We start from the raw sequence: 20655 nt of genomic DNA on the forward strand, positions 1-20655 counted from the left end.
ATGCCCTACAGGGCGGGCCGTCAGCTCTTCTCGAAGCGGAAGCCGACGCCGCGGACGGTGGCGATGTAGCGGGGGTTGGCGGCGTCGTCGCCCAGCTTCTTGCGCAGCCAGGAGATGTGCATGTCGAGGGTCTTGGTGGAGGACCACCAGGTGGTGTCCCAGACCTCGCGCATGAGCTGGTCGCGCGTGACGACCCGGCCGGCGTCGCGGACCAGGACCCGCAGGAGGTCGAACTCCTTTGCCGTGAGCTGGAGCTCCTCCTCCCCCATCCAGGCGCGGTGCGACTCGACGTCGATGCGCACGCCGTGGGTGGCCGGGCTCTGGGATGCCTCGTTGGCGCCGCGCCGCAGCAGGGCCCGGACCCGGGCGAGCAGCTCGGCGAGGCGGAAGGGCTTGGTCACGTAGTCGTCGGCGCCGGCGTCCAGGCCGACGACCGTGTCGACCTCGTCCGCGCGGGCGGTGAGGACCAGGATGGGGAAGCCGTGGCCCTCGGCTCGCAGGCGCCGGGCGACCTCCAGGCCGTCCATGCCCGGCAGGCCCAGGTCGAGGACGACCAAATCGACGCCGCCCTGCAGTCCGGCGTCCAGGGCCGTGGGGCCGTCCTCCCGGACCTCGACCTCGTACCCCTCCCGGCGCAGGGCGCGGGCCAGGGGCTCCGAGATGGATGCGTCGTCCTCGGCGAGCAGTACACGCGTCATGTGGGTGATGGTAGTCCGCGGCGGCTCCCTGGAGGGGCCTGCCGGGAGACCCCTGCCTATCTGGGCTTATGAACTACTAAGCGCCTTCGAATATGGCCGAACGGTTCCCTGGAAACCTGTGATCCATATCTCAAGTCCTTCCATATGCCGCAGTGTCGTGTCGTATGGTGGCGAGACGCCTGATGCACTACCCAGGGGACCTTTGTGCCGAAAAGCGAGCCAAGGGTCTCTGATTCTGCTCTGGCCGGTTCCTCCGGCGCGGATGACAGTGAATGACCTGTGGGCCGGGCCCCGCGCGTGATGGTGCGCGACGGGGCGTGGATCCCGGTGACGACAACCCCTCCGGTTCCGATGCGTCGGAACCGGCACCCCGGGCGTGGGGTGGATTGTCCGCCGCCGGTGCCGGCCACCCCTCACCGGGCGCCATCCGGCTCACGAAGCCGAGCGTCCCGAGCAAGCAAGGATCGACCATGGCTTCCAGCCTGACGAAGGACTCGGTGGACCCCTCCACCGAGAAGACCTTCTTCGGCCACCCCCGTGGCCTGGCCACGCTGTTCATGACCGAGATGTGGGAGCGTTTCTCCTACTACGGCATGCGCGCCCTCCTCGTCCTGTACCTGGTTTCCGGCGGGACAGAGGCCGCGACCGGCAGCCAGGGAGGCGGCCTCGCCTTCACGATGGCCACGGCCACGGCGATCTACTCCGTCTACGTGGCGATGGTCTACCTGATGGCCATGCCGGGCGGCTGGTTCGGCGACCGCGTCTGGGGCGCCCGCAAGACGGTCGCCATCGCGGGTGGCGTGATCATGGCCGGCCACGTGTCGCTGGCCGTTCCCGGCCAGGCGATGTTCTTCCTGGGCCTGATCCTGGTCGCGGCGGGCTCCGGCCTGCTGAAGGCCAACATCTCCACGATGGTCGGCCACCTCTACGACGGCCCGGACGACCCCCGTCGCGACGGCGGCTTCACGATCTTCTACATCGGCATCAACCTCGGTGCCTTCGTCGCCCCCTTCGTCGTCGGCACCGTCGGCGAGAAGGTCAACTGGCACTTCGGCTTCCTGCTCGCCGCGGTCGGCATGGGCCTGGGTCTGATCCAGTTCCTGCTGGGCACCAAGCACCTGGATGCGCGCAGCAGCCTGGTCCCGAACCCGCTGTCGCCGGCCGAGCGCAAGAACATCGTCGTCAAGGTCGTCGGCGTCCTGGTCGCCGCCGCCGTCTTCTACGGCGCCGTCGCCGCCCTGGGTCTGTACACCCTGAACTGGGCGCTGGTCCCGATCACCCTGGCCGGCCTGGTCATCCCGGTCGCCGTCCTGGTCCGCATCAAGCGCGACAAGGAGCTGTCGGGCACCGAGCAGTCGAAGATGAGCGCGTACATCTGGTTCTTCGTCGCCGCCGCCGTCTTCTGGATGATCTACGACCAGGGTGGTTCGACGCTGTCGCTCTTCGCCGACGGCAAGACGGCCGACACGGTCTTCGGTCTCGGCTTCCCGGCCACCTGGTACCAGTCGCTGAACCCGCTGTTCGTCATGGCGCTGGCGCCGGTCTTCGCCTGGCTGTGGGTCTGGCTGGCCCGCAAGAACCAGGAGCCGAACACGATCGTGAAGTTCGCGATGGGCCTGGTCCTGGTCGGCGCGTCCTTCTTCGTCTTCATCGTCCCGATGAACATGGCCGGCGACGGCACCAAGGTCTCCCCGATGTGGCTGGTCTCGATCTACATGATCCAGACCATCGGTGAGCTCTGCCTCTCCCCCGTGGGTCTGTCGGTGACCACGAAGATGGCCCCGCAGAAGTACGCCTCCCAGATGATGGGTGTCTGGTTCCTCGCCGTCACGGCGGGGGACTGCACCACCAGCCTGCTCTCCATCGGCGGTGTCGACCTCAACGGCGCATGGGTGATCTTCTTCGAGGCGGCGGCCGCGGTCGTGGCCGGCATCGCGATCTACTCGTACCGCAAGAAGGTCCAGTCGCTCATGGGCACGGTGCACTGACGCACCCCTCTCCCGTACGCGGCGAACGGCCCGGCGCACCTCACGGTGTGCCGGGCCGTTCCGTCGTACGGGGTGCCTACCGCGTGCCTCGCAAGCGGCGCCACGGGGTGAAGGTGAAGACCGCGAAACCGAGCAGGACCACCGTGCCGGCGACCAGGGCGAGGGCCTTGATGCCGCCCTCGTCCCGCGCGCCGGTCTCGGCGAGGTTGCCCGAGGTGGTGGTGGCGCCGGAGGACGCGGCGCCCGTGGTGGAGGGCGAGCCGGAGCCGCCCGGCTGGGCGGTGGTGTCCAGTTCCAGGGAGACGGCGCTGGTGGCCGCCTTGCAGGGCACGGTGAGCGGCTGGCCGCCCGCGACCATGGTGACGTCGATCGACATGTCGGACGGGCTGAGCGTGACCTTGCCCGTCCTGCCGGGCTTGTAGGTGCCCGTCATGTCGCTCAGGCTCACTGCGCCGCCCTGCGGGATCGCCTCGGCGTTGGCGGGGCCGGTGACCTTCACCGTGCCGCTGTCGGCCCCTGCGAGCTTGATCTGCATCGACGGGGCGAGTGCGCCCTTGGGCAGGGGCAGCGGGGCCTTCATGGCGTCCTTGGCGGTCTTGACCGTGAGGTCATAGCTGCCCCCGTTCCTCTTCGCGTTGACGGTGACGGGGGTGGTGATGCCGCCGGGGACCGTCTCGCCGCAGTCGAACTTGACGTCCACGGGCTTGCCGGGGAAGTCGGTCTGGCCGCCGCCCCCGGTCGTGGCGCCGGTGGTGCCTCCGGTCGTGGCACCAGTCGTGTTGCCGCCGCTCGTCGTCCCTCCGGTGGTGGTCCCTCCGGTGGTCGTGCCGCCGGTGGTGGTCCCTCCGGTGGTCGTGCCGCCGGTGGTGGTCCCTCCGGTGGAGCCGGCCGTCACGTCGATGGTCGCGCCGCCGGTCACCTCCCCCTGGGGGGCGCACTTGGTGACGAAGGTGCCGAAGGGGAAGCTGACGGCGACGTCGTACTTGCCGGGTGTCAGGGTGACCTTGCCCGCCTTGGTCAGCTTGAGCTTGCCCTTCATCGGCGACATCACCATGGGCGCCTTCTTGGGGATCGGCGGGTTCTTCTTCTCCCCGACGACCTTGAGCTCCCCCGCCCCGCCGCCCACCGCGATCCAGCCGGTGGGCTGCACCGCGTCCTTCGGGATGTCCATCAGGTCCGTGTTGTTCGAAGCGGGCTTGACGGTCTCCCACACCACCTCGACCTCGTCACCGACCTTGGCCGTGGCGGGGGCCGTGATCCTGGCGGTGGTCTCGCCCTCCACCGGGTCGCCTCCGCCGGCCGGCGGGACGCACTTGACCTTGTACGTGGCCTCGGCGGCCTGGGCGGGAGAAGCCGTTAGGGCGATACCCGCGCCGCCGAGGAGCAGCGCGACCGCGGCCGCGCACACCCTCCGTTGGGTCTTCACGAATGTCCCTTCGTCGTCGGACGGTTCTCAGACGGTGCGGACGTCTGTGGTGCTGACTCCGGCGCGCTGTCCGGGGTGAACCACGGCAGGGCCGCCGTGGTGGTCTGCGGGGGCTGCGGGCCCTGCCCGGAGCGGACCGGCGCGGGCCCTCCTGCGGCGGGGGCCCCCGGCCGTAAGCGCGGCAGCCGGGCGGTCACGGCCGCCACCTCCTCGGGGAGCCGGGCACCCCGGTGGCGGCCGCCGACGGGTGCGGTGCGGGGCCGGACCCGGTCGACGACCGCCATGCCGAGGCGGAAGACGGCGGCCGGGACCACCAGCAGGAGCAGTCCCCGAAAGAGCAGGACCCCGTACGGGCGGTCCACGCCCCAGGGTTGGGCGGCCAGGACCGTCTCGCCGTACTTGAGCGAGATCGTGTAGTCGCCGTGGGCGCCCGCGGTGAGGGCGACGTCGAGCGACACGTCCGCTTTGCCGCCCGGCGGGATGGTCCCCTTCCACCGGACCTCCTCCCACAGCGGCGCGAAGACGCCGTGGGCGGTGCCGAGCTGGAAGACGGGGTCCTTGACCGGGGCCGAGCCGAGATTGCCGACGGTGACCTCCAGGGTGCGGGTGGGCGGGGCCCCGAACCAGGTCAGCACCCCGTCGTCGCCTTCCAGCCGGACTCCGCTGAGCACCGCGAGCCGGGCCGTGCCGGATGCGGCGGGCAGTTCGGCCACCGGGTGGTCGGTGATCTTCAGGGGGGTGGCGACGGTGGACTGGTCGCCGTTGACGGAGCTGACGTTGACGACGCAGGGGCACGGCTTGGGCGGCGCCACCACGGGCAGCTGCGCGGCGAAGTGCCCGTCGCCGGCGACCGAGACCGCCGCGCCGTCGGCATTGGCGCAGCTGTTGGTGCCGCCGATCATGTTCTGTCCGCAGACCAGCAGCATCACCAGTGTCCCGGCCCGCCAGCCGGTGCCGGTGACGGTGATCTCGGTGCCCTTGGCCGCCTCCTGGAGCGAGAGCGCCACGGCCGGCCCCTGCTGTGCGGCGGCCGGCAGCGCCGGGAACAGTGCCAGCGCGCACGCCGCCAGCCCCGCGGCGAGCAGGGCTCCGACTCTTCTCACCTGGAGGCTCCCGTCAGTTCGTGGTCCGGGTCCGGGTCCGGGTCCGGGGCCGGGGCCGGCCCGGCCGTCGGCGGCCCGTCCTGCGACGGCTCCCGGCGGGCGCGCCGGCCGCGTACGAGGAACAGCGCGGCGGCGGTGGCCGCGGCGAGGCCGAGCAGGCCGAGGCCGGCGCGGGCGACGGTCTCCCGCGGCACGAACCAGGCCGACCCGGAGGCGACCGCCCGGGCGCCGCCGGGGGCCGTGACCGTGAGGGTGAAGCGCGCCCTGCCGAGGACCGGGGCGCCGGGCCAGGGCTCGGTCAGCGCCACCCGCTGTCCGGGGAGCAGCTCCACGGGCAGGGCGCGGGCGCCGCGGCCGGGCAGCTCGCCGAAGAGGCCCTCGGCGCGCAGCCGCAGTGCGGGCGCGAGGCGGACGTTGCCCCGGTTGACGAGGGTGTAGGCGAGGACGGCTGCCGGGCCGCGTCCCCGGACGGCGACGTCCTCGACGGTGAGCGCGGCCAGGGTGGGGCCGCTGACCCGCAGGTGGACCCGTACGCCCACCTCGCGGCCGCCCTCGGTGGCGAGCACGGCGGCCGGGTGGTCGCCGGGCAGGGCGTCGGGCGGCACGGTGACCGTGAAGGGGACGACCGCGCGGGTGCGGGGCGGGATGCGCACCGTGTCCGCGGCGCCGAAGCCGATCCAGACCCCGGGGCCGGCGGATTCCCCGGGCGGGCGCACGGCGAGGGAGCCGTCGGCGGCGTCGTGGGCGTCGGCCCCGCGCAGGGTGACCGTGCGTTCCCGGTCACCGGTGTTGGTCAGGGCGAAGCTGTCCTCCATGACGGTGCCGGGCGCGCCGGCCAGGAAGAAGTACGGGCGGGCGCCGCCGGGCCGGACGGCGGCCGTCCCGGGGGCGGGCTCGGCGCTCCAGCCGGGCCCGTCGGCGGCAGCGGGGTGCGCCGTGGCCGCGGACAGGGCGGTGGCCGCCGACAGTGCGCCGGCCACGAGGAGCGCCGCGGGCCTGCGGGAGCACCGGGGAGGTCGGAGCACGGGCATGGCGGGGGTGCTCCGTTCAGGACCGGGCCCGCTGCCCGCGCCGGGTCAGCCAGAGCACGCCGGCGGCGCCGGACAGCAGGACGGTGCCGCCGAGGGTGCCGAGGGCGAGGGCGGAGTCCATGGGACCGGTCTGCGGGAGGCTGGCGTCCCCACCGGAGTCACCGGAACCACCGGAGCCGCCCGAGCCCCCCGAGCCCCCCGGCGGGGCGCCGCCGCCGGGGGCGGTGACGTCCAGTTCCAGGGAGGGGCCCGGGCTGTTGCCGGGGGTGCAGGTGGTCGTGGTGCCCATGGCCTTGATGGTGAGCACCCCGGCGGTGAAGGTGACCTTGCCGCTCTTCCCGGGCGTGTAGGTGCCCGAGAGATCGGTGATCCTGATGGGGGTGTTGGCGGGCACGGCCTCGGAGTTGGGCGGGCCCGAGACCGGTACGGAGACCTTCTCGGCGCCGCCGACGAGGATGACGGCGCTGGGGCTCATCGCCCCCTTGCCGAGTTCGATGGGGCTGGACGAGACGCCCTTCTGGAAGGACATGGTCAGCTTGTAGGCAGCGCCGTCCTTGACGGCCTTGATGTCGATGGGCGAGACCGCCGACTTGTCCCCGATCGGGGTCTTGCAGTCGTAGGACACGTCGACGACGGCGGCGCGGGCCGCTGGGGCGGCCAGCAGGACCGCCGATCCGGCCAGCGCGGAGGCCAGCGCGAGCGCGGTGGAGCGTTTCCGGTCGGACACCTTCGTCTTCCCCTCGGGCCACAAGTTACTGACGGCACATCAGATCGGTGGCTCAAGGTACGCCCGGGTCCTTGCGGAGGGAAGACAAGGGGACCGCCCGGATCGACCGTTCGTCAGTGCACGCGGACACCCCGCTGCCACACCCCGGAAACGAGCGGCACGCCCGGCCGGTAGGCGAGGTGGACGTGGCTCGGGGCGTCCAGGAGGACCAGGTCGGCGCGCGCGCCGGGGGTGAGAGTGCCGATGTCGGTGCGCCGCAGGGCGCGGGCGCCGCCGGCGGTGGCCGACCAGAGGGCCTCGTCGGGCGTCATGCGCATGTCCCGGACGGCGAGCGCGATGCAGAACGGCATGGAACTGGTGTAGGAGGAGCCGGGGTTGCAGTCGGTGGACAGGGCGACGGTGGCGCCGGCGTCGATCAGCCGCCGGGCATCGGGCCACCGGGCACGGGTGGAGAACTCGGCGCCGGGGAGCAGGGTGGCGACCGTGGTGGCCGAGCCCTGGGCGAGGGCGTCGACATCGGCGTCGGTCAGGTGGGTGCAGTGGTCGGCGGAGGCCGCTTCGAGCTCGACGGCGAGCTGCACGCCGGGGCCGTGGGAGAGCTGGTTGGCGTGGATCCGCGGGATCAGGCCCGCGGCGGCGCCCGCGGTGAGGATCGCCCGGGCCTGGTCGCCGTCGAAGGCGCCCTTCTCGCAGAAGACGTCCACCCAGCGGGCGTACGGGGCGCAGGCGGCCAGCATCTCGCCGGTGACGAGGTCGACGTAGCCGGCCGGGTCCTCGGCGTAGTCGGGGGAGACGATGTGCGCGCCGAGGTAGGTGACCTCCTCGGTGTGCGCGGCGGCGATGCGCAGGGCGCGGGCCTCGTCGGCGGTGGTCAGACCGTAGCCGGACTTGGTCTCGAAGGTCGTGGTGCCCTGGCGGCGGGCCTCGTCGAGGTGGCGCACCAGGTTGGCTTCGAGCTCGGCGTCGCCGGCGGCGCGGGTGGCGGCGACGGTGGTGCGGATGCCGCCGGCGGAGTAGGCGCGGCCGGACATCCGGGCGTTGAACTCGGCGGTGCGGTCGCCGGCGAAGACGAGGTGGGAGTGGGAGTCGACGAAGCCCGGGATGACGGCGCGGCCGGCGGCGTCGTACGCGGTGTCCGCGGCGGGGACCTCTCCGGCGGGGCCGGCCCAGGCGATGCGGTCGCCGTCGATGACGAGCGCCGCGTTCTCGATGAGGCCGAGGGGGGAGCCGTCGCCGAGGGCGGGGTCGTTGGTGACGAGGCTGCCGATGTTGGTGATGGCAGTGGTGGTCATGGGGTTCCTCTCAGAGGGTTCGTTCCCCCACCCCGCCTTCACCGTTTCCTGGCGCTCCGCCCCGGACCCCGCGCCTCGAGCTCCCCCGGACTCCGTCCGAGGGGGACCCCCGGGCGGGCTGTGTGTCAGCCCGCCCGGTGTGTGAGGACCGGGTCCGGGCAGAGCCCGGTTTCGGGAAGGGGCGGGGTGGGGACATGGCCCGCCTCGGGCGCCGCGGTCAGGCCCGCAGCGCCCCGATGGCTTCGGTCAGGGCCGAGGGGACGTCCCCGACCAGGGTGTGGGCGCCGTCGCGGACGATGTGGCGGCCCGCGACGACCGTGTGCCGCACGTCCGCGGCCGACGCGGCGAACACGGCCGTCTCGGCCCCGAGCCGGGGCAGGGCGCCCGCCGTCCGCACGGAGTCCAGCGCGATCGTGGTGAAGTCCGCGAGCGCGCCCTCCTCCAGCCGGCCCGCCTCGGGCCGGCCCAGGGCCGCATGACCGTCGGCGGTGGCCGCGGTCAGCAGCGCGTTCGCCGTCCAGTGGCCCCGGGTGCGGCTGCGCAGGCGCTCGTCGAGCTCCATCGCACGTGCCTCTTCGAGCAGGTCGACGACGGCGTGGCTGTCGCTGCCGAGGGAGAGCGGACTGCCGGCCTGCTGGAGCCGGGTCGCCGGACCGATGCCGTCGGCGAGGTCGCGCTCGGTGGTGGGGCACATGCAGGTGCCGGTGGCGGTGGCGCCCAGGAGCGCGATGTCGGCGTCGGTGAGGTGCGTGTTGTGGACGCCGGTGGTGCGCGGGCCGAGCACCCCGTGGTCGGCGAGGAGCTGGGCCGGGGTCCGACCGTGGGCCGCCAGGCAGGCGTCGTTCTCGGCGGTCTGCTCGGAGAGGTGGACGTGCAGGGGCGCCCCGCGCTCCTCGGCCCAGCGGGCGACGGTGGCCAGCTGGTCGGCGGGCACGGCGCGCACCGAGTGGATCGCGGCCCCGATGAGGGCGTCCCCGCGCGGTGTGAGGGCGCTCACCCGCTGCGCCCAGGCGTCGGCGGAGCCGTCGCAGAAGCGCAGCTGGTGCCGGTTCGGCGGTTCCCCGAAGCCCGCCGAGAGGTAGGCGGTGTCCAGGAGGGTGATCCGGATGCCCGCCGCGGCGGCGGCTTCGATCAGTGCCTCGCCCATGGCGTTCGGGTCGGCGTACGGGGCGCCGCCCGGGGCGTGGTGGACGTAGTGGAACTCGCCGACGTTCGTGATGCCGGCCAGCGCCATCTCCGCATAGACGGCGCGGGCGAGCGCGAAGTAGGTGTCGGGGGTGAGGTTCTGGGCGGTCTTGTACATGAAGTCGCGCCAGGTCCAAAAGGTCCCCGAGCCGACCTGCACGGTCCCGCGCAGGGCCCGGTGGAAGGCGTGGCTGTGCGCGTTGGCCAGGCCCGGGAGGGTGAGCCCGCGCAGGACCTCCGCTCCGGGGGGCGGGGTGGCCGCGCCGGTGCGCAGGGCGCCGATCCGGCCCCCGGGCAGGACCTCCAGAGCGACGCCCGGCTCGACATGGGTGCCGAGCCAGGCGTGCTCCAGCCAGTACGTCTTGTCCGCGGTCACCTGCACGCGAGTCCTTCCAGTACGTCGGCGAGGGCGAGCACGCCGGCCACGCAGTCGTCCTCGGCGGCGAACTCCCGCGGGGAGTGGGAGACGCCGGTGGGGTTCCGTACGAACAGCATCGCGGTCGGGACGGCCGCGGAGAGGATTCCGGCGTCGTGTCCCGCTCCGGTACCGAGGACGGGGACACTGCCGCCGAGGATGCGGTCGATCTCGTCGCGCAGGGCGTGCTCGAACTCGACGACCGGGGTGAAGGACTCGCGGACGACCGCGAGGTCGACGCCGTCCTGGTCGGCGCGTTCGCGCGCGGCCTTCTCCACGGCGGTGACGACCGTGTCGAGGGTTGCCTGGTCGGCGGCGCGCGAGTCGAGCCAGCCGCGCACCAGGGACGGGATCGCGTTGACCCCGTTGGGCTCGACCGAGATCTTCCCGAAGGTCGCGACGGCTCCGGCGAGGGCCGCTTCGGTGCGGGCGGCCAGCACGGTCGCCGCGTACGTCAGCATCGGGTCGCGCCGGTCCACGAGGCGGGTGGTGCCGGCGTGGTTGGCCTCGCCGCGGAAGTCGAACCGCCAGCGGCCGTGCGGCCAGATCGCGGAGGCGACGCCGACGCGGTCCCCGGACAGGTCCAGCGCGCGGCCCTGCTCCACGTGCAGCTCGACGAAGGCGCCGATGCGGCCCAGGCGTTCGGGGTCCGCTCCGATGGTCTCGGGGTCGTACCCGGCGGCCTCCATGGCCCGGGGCAGGGTGATGCCCTCGGCGTCGCGCAGTTCGTACGCCTTCTCCTTGGTCAGCTGTCCCGCGGCGAGCCGGGAGCCGACGCAGGCGAGGCCGAAGCGGGCCCCCTCCTCGTCTCCGAAGTTGGTGATGGCAAGTGGCCTGGCGAACTCCGCGCCCCTCCTGCGGAGTTCGTCCAGGGCCGCGAAGGAGGACACCACCCCGAGGGGGCCGTCGAAGGCCCCGCCGTCGGGGACGGAGTCCAGGTGCGAGCCGGTGACCACGGCGTCGCCCGCGAGGGGGTCGCCGTGCCAGGCCCACTGGTTGCCGTTGCGGTCGGTCTCGTACGTCAGCCCGCGGGCCTCGGCCTGCTCCTGGAACCAGGTCCGGCAGTCGGCGTCGGCCCCGGTCCAGGCGTAGCGGCGGTAACCGCCGGATCCGGCGTCCCGCCCGATGGGCGCGAGCTGCTCCCACATGCCGTGGAAGGAGGACGCCGCGCCCTGGGAGGGAACGGTCTCGGCTTTGGGCGCCGCGCCGCGGGAGGGAGAGGCCTCGCTCACGCGGGATCACCCTCGCGCATCGGGACGCGGACACCGCGCTCGTCCGCCACCGACTCGGCGATGTCGTATCCGGCGTCGACGTGGCGGATGACGCCCATGCCCGGGTCGTTGGTCAGGACGCGGCGGATCTTCTCGCCGGCGAGCGGGGTGCCGTCGGCGACGGTGACCTGCCCGGCGTGGATGGAGCGGCCCATGCCGACGCCGCCGCCGTGGTGCAGCGAGACCCAGGAGGCGCCGGAGGCGACGTTGACCATGGCGTTGAGCAGCGGCCAGTCGGCGATGGCGTCGGAGCCGTCGAGCATGGCCTCGGTCTCGCGGTACGGGGAGGCCACCGAACCGCAGTCGAGGTGGTCGCGGCCGATGACCAGCGGGGCGGCCAGTTCTCCGCTCGCCACCATGTCGTTGAACCGCTCGCCGGCCTTGTCGCGCTCGCCGTAGCCGAGCCAGCAGATGCGCGCGGGCAGGCCCTGGAAGTGGACGCGCTCGCCCGCCATCTTGATCCAGCGGTGCAGGGACTCGTTCTGCGGGAAGAGCTCCAGCATCGCCTTGTCGGTCTTGTGGATGTCGGCGGCCTCGCCGGACAGGGCGGCCCAGCGGAAGGGGCCCTTGCCCTCGCAGAACAGGGGTCGGATGTAGGCGGGGACGAAGCCGGGGAAGGCGAAGGCGCGGTCGTAGCCGGCCAGCTGGGCCTCGCCGCGGATGGAGTTGCCGTAGTCGAAGACCTCGGCGCCGGCGTCCATGAAGCCGACCATGGCCTCGACGTGCCGGGCCATGGACTCGCGGGCACGGGTGGTGAAGCCGGCCGGGTCCTTGGCCGCGTAGGAGGCCATGTCGTCGAAGTCGACGCCGGTCGGCAGGTAGGCCAGCGGGTCGTGCGCGGAGGTCTGGTCCGTCACGATGTCGATGGGCGCGCCCTCGGCCAGCATCTGCGGGAGCAGGTCCGCGGCGTTGCCGAGCAGACCGATGGACAGCGGCCTGCGGGCGTCGCGCGCCTCGACGGCGAGCTGGAGGGCGTGCCGGAGGCTGTCGGCCTTCACGTCCAGGTAGCGGTGCTCGATGCGGCGCTCGATCGCGCGCGGGTCGACGTCGATGCAGATCGCGACGCCGTCGTTCATCGTCACGGCGAGCGGCTGGGCGCCGCCCATGCCGCCGAGGCCGGCGGTGAGGGTGATGGTGCCCGCGAGGGTTCCGCCGAACTTCTTCGTCGCGACGGCCGCGAAGGTCTCGTAGGTGCCCTGGAGGATGCCCTGGGTGCCGATGTAGATCCACGAACCGGCCGTCATCTGGCCGTACATGGTCAGGCCCAGCTGCTCCAGGCGGCGGAACTCCTCCCAGTTGGCCCAGTCGCCGACGAGGTTGGAGTTGGCGAGCAGGACGCGCGGGGCCCACTCGTGGGTCTGCATCACGCCGACCGGGCGGCCGGACTGGACGAGCATCGTCTCGTCCTGCTTGAGGGTCTGCAGGGTGCGGACCATCGCGTCGTAGGAGCGCCAGTCGCGGGCGGCCTTGCCGGTGCCGCCGTAGACGACCAGCTTGTCGGGGTGCTCGGCGACCTCGGGGTCGAGGTTGTTCTGGAGCATCCGCAGCGCGGCCTCCTGCTGCCATCCCAGGGTGCTGAGCTCGGTGCCTCGCGCGGCCCGTACGGGGCGGGGTCCTGACATGGCGGTGCCTCCTCCGATGTTGATTAATCCATTCACATCCTGGCGCCCTGAATAGATCCAGTCAACAGCTGCGGGCCGCTCCTTCGGATGATGGGATGGCCCCATGGCAGCCGACACGCACGCGCAGGGCCTCACCGGGCGCCGGAACCTGGCGGTACGCGCCGCGGTCGAACAGGGGCTGGTGGGCGGAGCGGACGGCGCGGAGCCCCTGGTCTGCCTGCTGGACGTGGCCGGGATCCGGGCCTGTGCCGCCGCCCTGACCGCCGCTTTCGCCGCCGCCGTGCCGGCCGGCACCCCCGTCCTGCACGCCTTCGCCGTCAAGGCCGCCCCGCTGGTCCCGGTCCTGCGGCTGCTCGCCGACGCCGGTCTCGGCTGCGAGGTGGCGGGCGCCGGGGAACTGGCGCTGGCCCGGGCCGCGGGCGTGGAACCGCGCCACATCGTCCTCGACTCCCCCGCCAAGACGGCGGCCGAACTGCGCGAGGCCCTGGCCCTCGGCATCGCCCTGAACGCCGACAACCGCCAGGAGCTGGAGCGCCTCGACGCCCTCGTCGGCCCCGGCGCCGGCGCCCTGCCCCACGGGCCGCTCGGCGTGCGGATCAACCCGCAGACGGGCGCGGGCGCGATCGACGCCCTGTCCACCGCCACGCAGACGTCGAAGTTCGGGATCGCGCTGCGCGACCCAGGCGCGCGCGAGTGGCTCGTACGGGCCTTCGCGGACCGCCCCTGGCTGACCCGGCTGCACATCCACTCGGGCTCGCAGGGCGTCCCGCTGCCGCTGATCGCGCAGGGCGTGCGGGACCTGCACGCGCTGGCCGAGGAGATCAACGGGGCCGTGGGGCGCCGCCAGGTCGACACCCTCGACATCGGCGGCGGGCTGCCCGTCGACTTCACCTCGGACGAGCAGACCCCGACGTACGCCCAGTACGTCGAGGCCCTGCGCGAGGCGGTGCCCGCCCTCTTCGACGGCTCGTACGGCCTGGTCACGGAGTTCGGGCGGTCCCTGCTGGCCAAGCACGGGCTGGTCCTCGCCCGGGTGGAGTACACCAAGACCACCGGGGGCCGCCCCATCGCCCTCACGCACGCGGGCGTCCAGCTGGCGACCCGCACGGTCTACGCCCCGGCGTCCTGGCCGGTGCGGATCCTGCCGTACGACGCGCAGGGCGCCCCCAAGAGCGGCGCGCCCACCGCCCAAGACGTCGCGGGCCCGGCCTGCTTCGCCGGGGACCTCCTCGCCACGGCGCGGGACCTGCCGCCGCTGCACCCCGGCGACCTGATCGGCGTCCCGGACACGGGCGCGTACTTCTTCACCGCCCACTACGGCTACAACAGCCTCCCGCGCCCCGCGGTGCACGGCTTCACGGTCGGCACGGGCGGCGAGGTCCGCTTCGCGCAGGTCCGCCCGGCGCAGTCCCTCGCGCAGATCGTGGCGGAGGCGGGCGCAGCACGGCGCGACGCGCTGCTCTAGCGCCTACTCCACGAACAGGCCCCGCGCCGCGGCCCGTGCGTCGAAGGTCTCCAGCCGCGCCTGCGCGTCCGGCAGCGCGTCCGCCATCGATTCCAGCAGCACCCGGCCCAGCAGCATCGGCGCGCAGGCCGTGTCGAAGGCCAGCCCCGTCCCGACCGGCGCCGGGATCAGCAGGTCCGAGTGGCGGGCCACCGGCGCGAAGGCCGAGTCCGCGACGGTCACCACGGTCAGGCCGGCCCGCCGGGAGCGCTCCAGGGTGTCCACGACCTCCCGCGGGTGGCGGGGCAGGGCGAAGCAGAGCAGCGCGGTGGCCCCCTCGTAGCGGGCGGCGTCGATGCGGTCCTCCATCATCGAGCCGCCCTCGTCGAGGAGCCGTACGTCCGGGTGCACCTTGGCGGCGAAGTACGCGAACCCGCGCGCCTGCGAGGACGCCGCCCGCAGCCCCAGCACCGGCAACGGCGTCGAGGCGGCCAGCAGCCGGCCCGCCTGGCGGACCGGGGTGGGATCGGCGAGCATCGCCGAGAGCTGCCGCAGGTTCTCGATCTCGCCCTGCACGGCCTGCTGGTACTCGTTGTACGCGTCCTCGTGCGGGGTGACCGTACGCTCGGCCGGGGCCACTTCGCGCAGGTGCCGGCGCAGCGCGGGGTAGCCGTCGAAGCCGAGCGCCACCGCGAACCGGGTCACCGAGGGCTGGCTGACCCCGGCCAGCTCGGCGAGCTCCACGCTCGACAGGAAGGGCACCTCCGCCGCTCCGCGCACCATGCAGTGCGCGATCCGCCGCTGGGTCGGCGTCAGCCGGTGCCCCTCGAACAGCTTCTGCAGCCGCGCGGCCGGGCTGTCGCTCATGCCGTCCCCTCGTCCCGGTGGATTATTCAGTCACCGAGCACTCTGCATGTGGTTATGCAGCACGGCAAGCGCCGAGGGCGGTGCGGCCGCGGGGATACGGGGGGTAGCCCCAGTGCGGGCGCCCGGGGGCGGTTCCTACGGTAGGGGGATGGACGCCCACGCCCGAGAGCTGAAGAAGGAACTCGACGCCACGCTGGACGCCCGGCGGGAGCTGGGTCCGGAGTACGAGGCCGCACTGGTGGACTCGTTCGTCGAGAAGGTCGACACGCAGGTCCGGCGGCGGCTCGCGGAGGAACGCCTCCTCGCCGCCCGCGACGGCGGCCGGGGCGGTCCCGGGGCGGGGGACGGGAGCTTCGGCGAGCGCTTCGGCTTCGCCATCATCACGCTGGTCCTGGCGGTCCCGCTCTCCGCGATCGCCGCGGCGCAGGCGCACCTGGCCGGTCTGCTGGTGGCCTGGGCGGGCATCGTGGGCGTGAACTTCATCCACGCGGGCGGGCTGCGCCGGCGGAACCGGGACGCCTCCGCCTGAACCGGGCGCGGCACCGACCGGCCGGCGCCGGGCCGGCGGGCCCTGCGCCCCGGCGGACGCCGTGCCGCGGAGGCCCGGCGCAAGGCGCCCGGCCGCGGAGGTTTCGGGCGGGGAAGTTTCGGGCGGGGACCGCCGCACCCCGGTTGCCCGGGGGCGGGACGACGGCGGTCCCCGCGAAGGACACGGGCCGGGTCAGGGCCGTCCGCGTCCGTGGCGTCCGCGCGGTCCGGGAGCCGCTCCGGAGGTGCGTGGACGCCGTTCGGTGGCGCCGGCGGGTCCGTCCGGTTACCCGGTCTTCCCCGCCGACGACCACCACTGTGCCGCAGCCGTGTTAAGCCGGTGCTGCCGTCACGTGTCGGGCCCGTACCGTTTGCGCGACGGACGGCGCACGGCCCGTACGGCTACTTCGGTCCCTTGGCCAGGAACGCGAGCAGGTCCTGCCGGCTGACGACGCCGGTCGGCTTGCCCTCGACCAGCACGATCGCCGCGTCCGCCTCGCCGAGCACCGCCATCAGCTCGGACACCGGTTCGCCGGAGCCGACCTGCGGGAGCGGGGCGCTCATGTGCTTCTCCAGCGGGTCGCCCAGCGAGGCCCGCTGCGCGAACAGCGCCGCCAGCAGTTCCTTCTCGACGACGGAACCGATGACCTCGGCGGCCATCACGTCCGGGTGCCCGGCGCCCGGCTTGACGATCGGCATCTGCGAGACGCCGTACTCGCGCAGGACCTCGATGGCCTGGCCCACGGTCTCCTCGGGGTGCATGTGGACGAGGGAGGGGATGCCGCCCTCCTTGTCGTCCAGCACGGCGCCGATGCGCGCGGCGGGGCCGGCCTCCTCCAGGAAACCGTGTCCGGCCATCCACTCATCGCTGAAGATCTTGCTCATGTAGCCGCGGCCGCTGTCGGGCAGCAGGACGACGACCACGTCGTCCGGGCCGAGGCCCTCGGCGGCGCGCAGCGCGGCGACGACCGCCATGCCGCAGGAGCCGCCGACGAGCAGGCCCTCCTCCTTGGCGAGGCGGCGGGTCATCTGGAAGGAGTCCTTGTCGGACACCGCGATGATCTCGTCGGTCACCTTCGGGTCGTAGGCGGTCGGCCAGAAGTCCTCGCCGACGCCCTCGACCAGGTACGGGCGGCCGCTGCCGCCGGAGTACACCGAGCCCTCGGGGTCGGCTCCGATGATCTTGACCGCGCCGCCGGAGACCTCCTTGAGGTAGTTGCCCGTGCCCGAGATCGTGCCGCCGGTGCCGACGCCCGCGACGAAGTGGGTGATCTTCCCGTCCGTCTGCTCCCAGAGCTCGGGACCGGTGGTCTCGTAGTGCGAACGGGGGTTGTTCGGGTTGCTGTACTGGTCGGGCTTCCAGGCGCCCGGCGTCTCGCGCACGAGGCGGTCGGAGACGTTGTAGTACGAGTCCGGGTGCTCGGGGTCGACGGCGGTCGGGCAGACCACCACCTCGGCGCCGTAGGCCCGCAACACGTTGATCTTGTCCAGGGACACCTTGTCAGGGCAGACGAAGATGCACTTGTAGCCCTTCTGCTGGGCCACGATGGCGAGTCCTACACCCGTGTTGCCGCTGGTCGGCTCCACGATGGTGCCGCCCGGCCTGAGGGCTCCGCTCTGCTCGGCGGCCTCGATCATCCGGACGGCGATCCGGTCCTTCACGGATCCACCGGGATTGAAGTACTCGACCTTCGCAAGGACGGTGGCCTGCAGGCCTTCGGTCACACGGTTGAGCTTCACCAGCGGGGTGTTGCCGACGAGGCTGATCATCGAGTCGTGGAATTGCACCATGTTCTCCAAGGAGGGGACTCCACGGGTTCTCCGGGAGGTCTGGCCAGGGTATGCCGAAAGGGATTGGCGAACCGTCCGTACGGGGCAGGAAGGTCATCGGGGCCGGACAGGAAGCGAGGTGGCCGCAAGGGTGTCCAGGGCGAGAACGGCCCGCCGGATCGCGGCGGGGGCAGCGTACGGCGGGGGCGGCCTCGGGCTGGTCGGGGTCGCCACCGTGGGTCTGGTGCTGGCCGAGGTGCAGTTCGCCAAGCGCACGGTCGGGACCGGACTGCCGGATCCGCCGCGCGCCGACGGGCTGTACGGGAGCGAATTCGGCGGGCCCGAGCAGAGCCCGGGGCCGCTGCGGCTGGGCATGCTGGGCGACTCCACGGCCGCGGGGCTGGGCGTACGGCGGGCCCGGCAGACTCCCGCCGCCCTGCTGGCGTCCGGGCTGGCGTCGGTGGCCGAGCGACCCGTGGAGCTGCGCAACGTGGCGCTCTCGGGAGCCATGTCGGACGACCTGGACCGCCAGGTGGGCCTGCTGCTGGACGACGGACGGCCCGTCCCCGACGTGTGCGTGATCATGATCGGCGCGAACGACGTGACCCGCCGGATGCCGCCGACGCAGTCGGTGCGGCTGCTGACCTCGGCCGTACGCCGGCTGCGCCTGGCGGGCTCCGAGGTCGTCGTCGGCACCTGCCCGGACCTGGGCACGATCGAGCCGGTCTACCAGCCGCTGCGGTGGCTGGCCCGGCGGGTCTCACGGCAGCTGGCCGCCGCGCAGACCATAGGCGTGGTCGCGCTCGGCGCCCGTACGGTGTCGATGGGGGACCTGCTGGGCCCCGAGTTCGCCGCGAACCCGCGGGAGATGTTCGGCCCGGACTCCTACCACCCCTCGGCGGAGGGGTACGCGACCGCGGCGATGGCCGTGCTGCCGACCCTGTGCGCGGCGCTCGGCGTGTGGCCCGAGTCCGACCGGCTGGACGTGTCCCGGGACGAGGACATGCTGCCGGTGGCCCAGGCGGCCTCGGCCGCGGCCGGCGAGGCGGGCACGGAGGTCACCCCCGCCCGCGGGCCCTGGGCCCTCCTCAAGCACCGGCGGCGGCGCCGGGTGCCGGGCGAGGACCCGGCGGCCGCGTCCTCCACGGGCACCGGCCCCCCGCCGGCCGAGGTCGCCGGCCCGGCATGACCCGGCGACGCGCCCGCCCGCACCGTCCCGCAGCCGCCCCGTACGGCCGCCGCCCGTACGGCCGCCTCGGGAGGCGGGGGCAGGACGGCACGGGGCGGGCGGGTCCGCGTGCGGGCGGCCGCGTGCGCGGGCCCGCGACCCCGCCCGGCGAGCCCCGTGCCCCCCGCCCGTCGCGCCGGAGCGACCGGCATCACACCGCAAGGCCGGTGACCTCGACCGTACGGGGCGGTAACTTCGCTTGCGGTCCCGCTTAGAGCCGCAACACACCCTTGGAGCCCCGATGCCCGAAGCCGTCATCGTTTCCACCGCCCGCTCACCCATCGGGCGCGCCTTCAAGGGGTCCCTCAAGGACGTCCGCCCGGACGACCTGACCGCCACGATCATCCAGGCCGCCCTCGCCAAGATCCCCGAGCTGGACCCGCGCCAGATCGACGACCTGATGCTCGGCTGTGGCCTCCCCGGCGGCGAGCAGGGCCACAACCTCGGCCGGATCGTCGCCGTGCAGATGGGCATGGACTACCTGCCCGGCACCACGATCACCCGTTACTGCTCCTCCTCGCTGCAGACCTCCCGCATGGCGCTGCACGCCATCAAGGCCGGCGAGGGCGACGTCTTCATCTCCGCGGGCGTGGAGATGGTCTCCCGGTCCGCGAAGGGCTCCTCCGACGGAATGCCGGACACCCACAACCCGCTCTTCGCGGACGCGGAGGCCCGTACGGCCGCCGTCGCGCAGAGCGAGGGCGCCTCCTGGCACGACCCGCGCGAGGACGGCCTGATCCCCGACGCGTACATCGCGATGGGGCAGACCGCCGAGAACCTGGCCCGCCTCAAGGGCGTGACCCGCCAGGACATGGACGAGTTCGGCGTCCGCTCGCAGAACCTGGCCGAGGAAGCCATCAAGAACGGCTTCTGGGCCCGCGAGATCACGCCCGTCACCACTCCGGACGGCACGGTCGTCTCCACCGACGACGGCCCGCGCGCCGGGGTGACCCTGGAGGCCGTCCAGGGCCTCAAGCCCGTCTTCCGCCCCGACGGCCTCGTCACGGCGGCCAACTGCTGCCCGCTGAACGACGGCGCCGCCGCCCTGGTCATCATGAGCGACACCAAGGCCCGCGAGGTGGGTCTGACCCCGCTGGCGCGGATCGTCTCCACCGGCGTGACCGGCCTCTCCCCCGAAATCATGGGCCTGGGCCCGGTCGAGGCGTCGAAGCAGGCCCTGAAGCGGGCCGGTCTGACCGTGGGCGACATCGACCTGTTCGAGATCAACGAGGCGTTCGCGGCGCAGGTCATCCCGTCCTACCGGGACCTGGACATCCCGCTGGAGAAGCTGAACGTCAACGGCGGCGCCATCGCCGTCGGTCACCCCTTCGGGATGACCGGCGCCCGCATCACCGGCACCCTGATCAACAGCCTCCAGTTCCACGACAAGCAGTTCGGCCTGGAAACGATGTGCGTGGGCGGCGGCCAGGGCATGGCCATGGTCATCGAGCGGCTGAGCTGAGCCGGAGCGGAGGGTAGGGGTCGCCCCGAGGAACGAGGGGCGGCACCTGCCCGCAGCGGTGGCGAAGCTCAGCGCGACCGACAAAACGGCGGCTGAGCTGAGCCGGAGCGGAGGGTAGGGGTCGCCCCGAGGAACGAGGGGCGGCACCTGCCCGCAGCGGTGGCGAAGCTCAGCGCGACCGACGAAACGGCGGCTGAGCCGAGCCGGAGCGGAGGGTAGGGGTCGCCCCGAGGAACGAAGGGCGGCACCTGCCCGCAGCGGTGGCGAAGCTCAGCGCGACCGACGAAACGGCGGCTGAGCCGAGCGCCGTGCGCCGCGCGGCACGGTGCGACTGAAGCCGTACGGTCGCTCTGCGTAAGGGTCTTGTCGGCGCTGCGCTTCCGACCTGCGGGGCGGCGCCGGATCCAACCCCGTCGCAGCCCATCCGTGACCGAATCTCCCCCAGGATGTGACCTATGTCCTGGGGGTTCGGCATGTGCGCAGGTCAGCGCCGATACACAGGAGACGGGTGTGACCAAAGCCCTGTCCAATTCGTGACGTAATGCACTGCACGCCATTCCCAGGTCAGGACACTCTGATGTAGGAAGTCGGGGGACCG

General features: G+C 73.2%; 16 protein-coding genes. 5 read left to right on the forward strand and 11 right to left on the reverse strand.

The genetic code is table 11. The annotated features are described in order from the left end of the window. Positions 1-20 precede the first annotated feature (20 nt). Complete coding sequence (locus AMK16_RS23740) at positions 21-698, reverse strand: response regulator transcription factor (protein WP_073919038.1); 678 nt, start codon at positions 696-698, stop codon at positions 21-23. A 470-nt stretch (positions 699-1168) separates the two neighbouring features. On the opposite strand from AMK16_RS23740, the gene AMK16_RS23745 reads away from it, so the two are divergent. Next, complete coding sequence (locus AMK16_RS23745) at positions 1169-2686, forward strand: peptide MFS transporter (protein WP_073919040.1); 1518 nt, start codon at positions 1169-1171, stop codon at positions 2684-2686. Positions 2687-2762: 76 nt separating this feature from the next. Here the strand turns inward: AMK16_RS23745 and AMK16_RS35875 are convergent, their stop codons facing one another. The 8 genes from AMK16_RS35875 to hutU form a co-directional block, all read right to left on the reverse strand. Continuing rightward, positions 2763-4112: a hypothetical protein gene (locus AMK16_RS35875; RefSeq protein WP_143196857.1), complete on the reverse strand. Its 1350-nt coding sequence runs from the start codon at positions 4110-4112 to the stop codon at positions 2763-2765. Beyond that, the gene (locus tag AMK16_RS23755; RefSeq protein ID WP_073919044.1) at positions 4109-5215 is read right to left on the reverse strand and encodes a neocarzinostatin apoprotein domain-containing protein; all 1107 of its coding nucleotides are present in this window, start codon (positions 5213-5215) and stop codon (positions 4109-4111) included. Before AMK16_RS23755 ends, AMK16_RS35875 begins: the two co-directional genes overlap by 4 nt. Continuing rightward, on the reverse strand, positions 5212-6246 hold the full coding sequence (locus tag AMK16_RS23760) for a COG1470 family protein (RefSeq protein ID WP_073919046.1): 1035 nt from the start codon (positions 6244-6246) through the stop codon (positions 5212-5214). Before AMK16_RS23760 ends, AMK16_RS23755 begins: the two co-directional genes overlap by 4 nt. A 16-nt stretch (positions 6247-6262) precedes the next feature. Then, positions 6263-6973, reverse strand: a complete 711-nt coding sequence (locus tag AMK16_RS23765; protein ID WP_073919048.1) for an LPXTG cell wall anchor domain-containing protein — start codon at positions 6971-6973, stop codon at positions 6263-6265. A gap of 113 nt (positions 6974-7086) precedes the next feature. Continuing rightward, complete coding sequence (gene hutI, locus AMK16_RS23770) at positions 7087-8265, reverse strand: imidazolonepropionase (RefSeq protein ID WP_073919050.1); 1179 nt, start codon at positions 8263-8265, stop codon at positions 7087-7089. 217 nt (positions 8266-8482) lie between these two features. Next, on the reverse strand, positions 8483-9832 hold the full coding sequence (locus tag AMK16_RS23775) for a formimidoylglutamate deiminase (RefSeq protein ID WP_107417228.1): 1350 nt from the start codon (positions 9830-9832) through the stop codon (positions 8483-8485). Further along, positions 9823-11013: an allantoate amidohydrolase gene (locus tag AMK16_RS23780; RefSeq protein ID WP_073919624.1), complete on the reverse strand. Its 1191-nt coding sequence runs from the start codon at positions 11011-11013 to the stop codon at positions 9823-9825. The genes AMK16_RS23775 and AMK16_RS23780 overlap by 10 nt, the downstream gene beginning before the upstream one ends. Before the next feature lie 80 nt (positions 11014-11093). Then, positions 11094-12758: a urocanate hydratase gene (gene hutU / locus AMK16_RS23785; RefSeq protein WP_073919053.1), complete on the reverse strand. Its 1665-nt coding sequence runs from the start codon at positions 12756-12758 to the stop codon at positions 11094-11096. A 103-nt stretch (positions 12759-12861) separates the two neighbouring features. On the opposite strand from hutU, the gene AMK16_RS23790 reads away from it, so the two are divergent. Beyond that, positions 12862-14223, forward strand: coding sequence for a diaminopimelate decarboxylase (locus tag AMK16_RS23790; RefSeq protein WP_073919055.1), 1362 nt, complete (start codon positions 12862-12864; stop codon positions 14221-14223). A 3-nt stretch (positions 14224-14226) separates the two neighbouring features. Here AMK16_RS23790 and AMK16_RS23795 read toward each other — a convergent pair whose 3' ends face one another. Further along, positions 14227-15069, reverse strand: coding sequence for a MurR/RpiR family transcriptional regulator (locus AMK16_RS23795; protein WP_073919058.1), 843 nt, complete (start codon positions 15067-15069; stop codon positions 14227-14229). A gap of 148 nt (positions 15070-15217) precedes the next feature. Between AMK16_RS23795 and AMK16_RS23800 the strand changes: the two genes are divergently transcribed. Further along, the gene (locus tag AMK16_RS23800; RefSeq protein ID WP_073919061.1) at positions 15218-15598 is read left to right on the forward strand and encodes a hypothetical protein; all 381 of its coding nucleotides are present in this window, start codon (positions 15218-15220) and stop codon (positions 15596-15598) included. Between the two features lie 401 nt (positions 15599-15999). On the opposite strand, the gene AMK16_RS23805 is transcribed toward AMK16_RS23800, so the two are convergent. Further along, the gene (locus tag AMK16_RS23805) at positions 16000-17385 is read right to left on the reverse strand and encodes a cystathionine beta-synthase (protein ID WP_073919625.1); all 1386 of its coding nucleotides are present in this window, start codon (positions 17383-17385) and stop codon (positions 16000-16002) included. Positions 17386-17518: 133 nt separating this feature from the next. Between AMK16_RS23805 and AMK16_RS23810 the strand changes: the two genes are divergently transcribed. After that, positions 17519-18556 (forward strand): SGNH/GDSL hydrolase family protein, encoded by a 1038-nt coding sequence (locus AMK16_RS23810; RefSeq protein WP_073919064.1) that lies wholly within the window; start codon positions 17519-17521, stop codon positions 18554-18556. A 280-nt stretch (positions 18557-18836) separates the two neighbouring features. Then, complete coding sequence (locus tag AMK16_RS23815; protein ID WP_073919066.1) at positions 18837-20057, forward strand: acetyl-CoA C-acetyltransferase; 1221 nt, start codon at positions 18837-18839, stop codon at positions 20055-20057. Positions 20058-20655: the final 598 nt, after the last annotated feature.

Source organism: Streptomyces sp. CB00455, assembly GCF_001905445.1.
GTDB lineage: Bacteria > Actinomycetota > Actinomycetes > Streptomycetales > Streptomycetaceae > Streptomyces.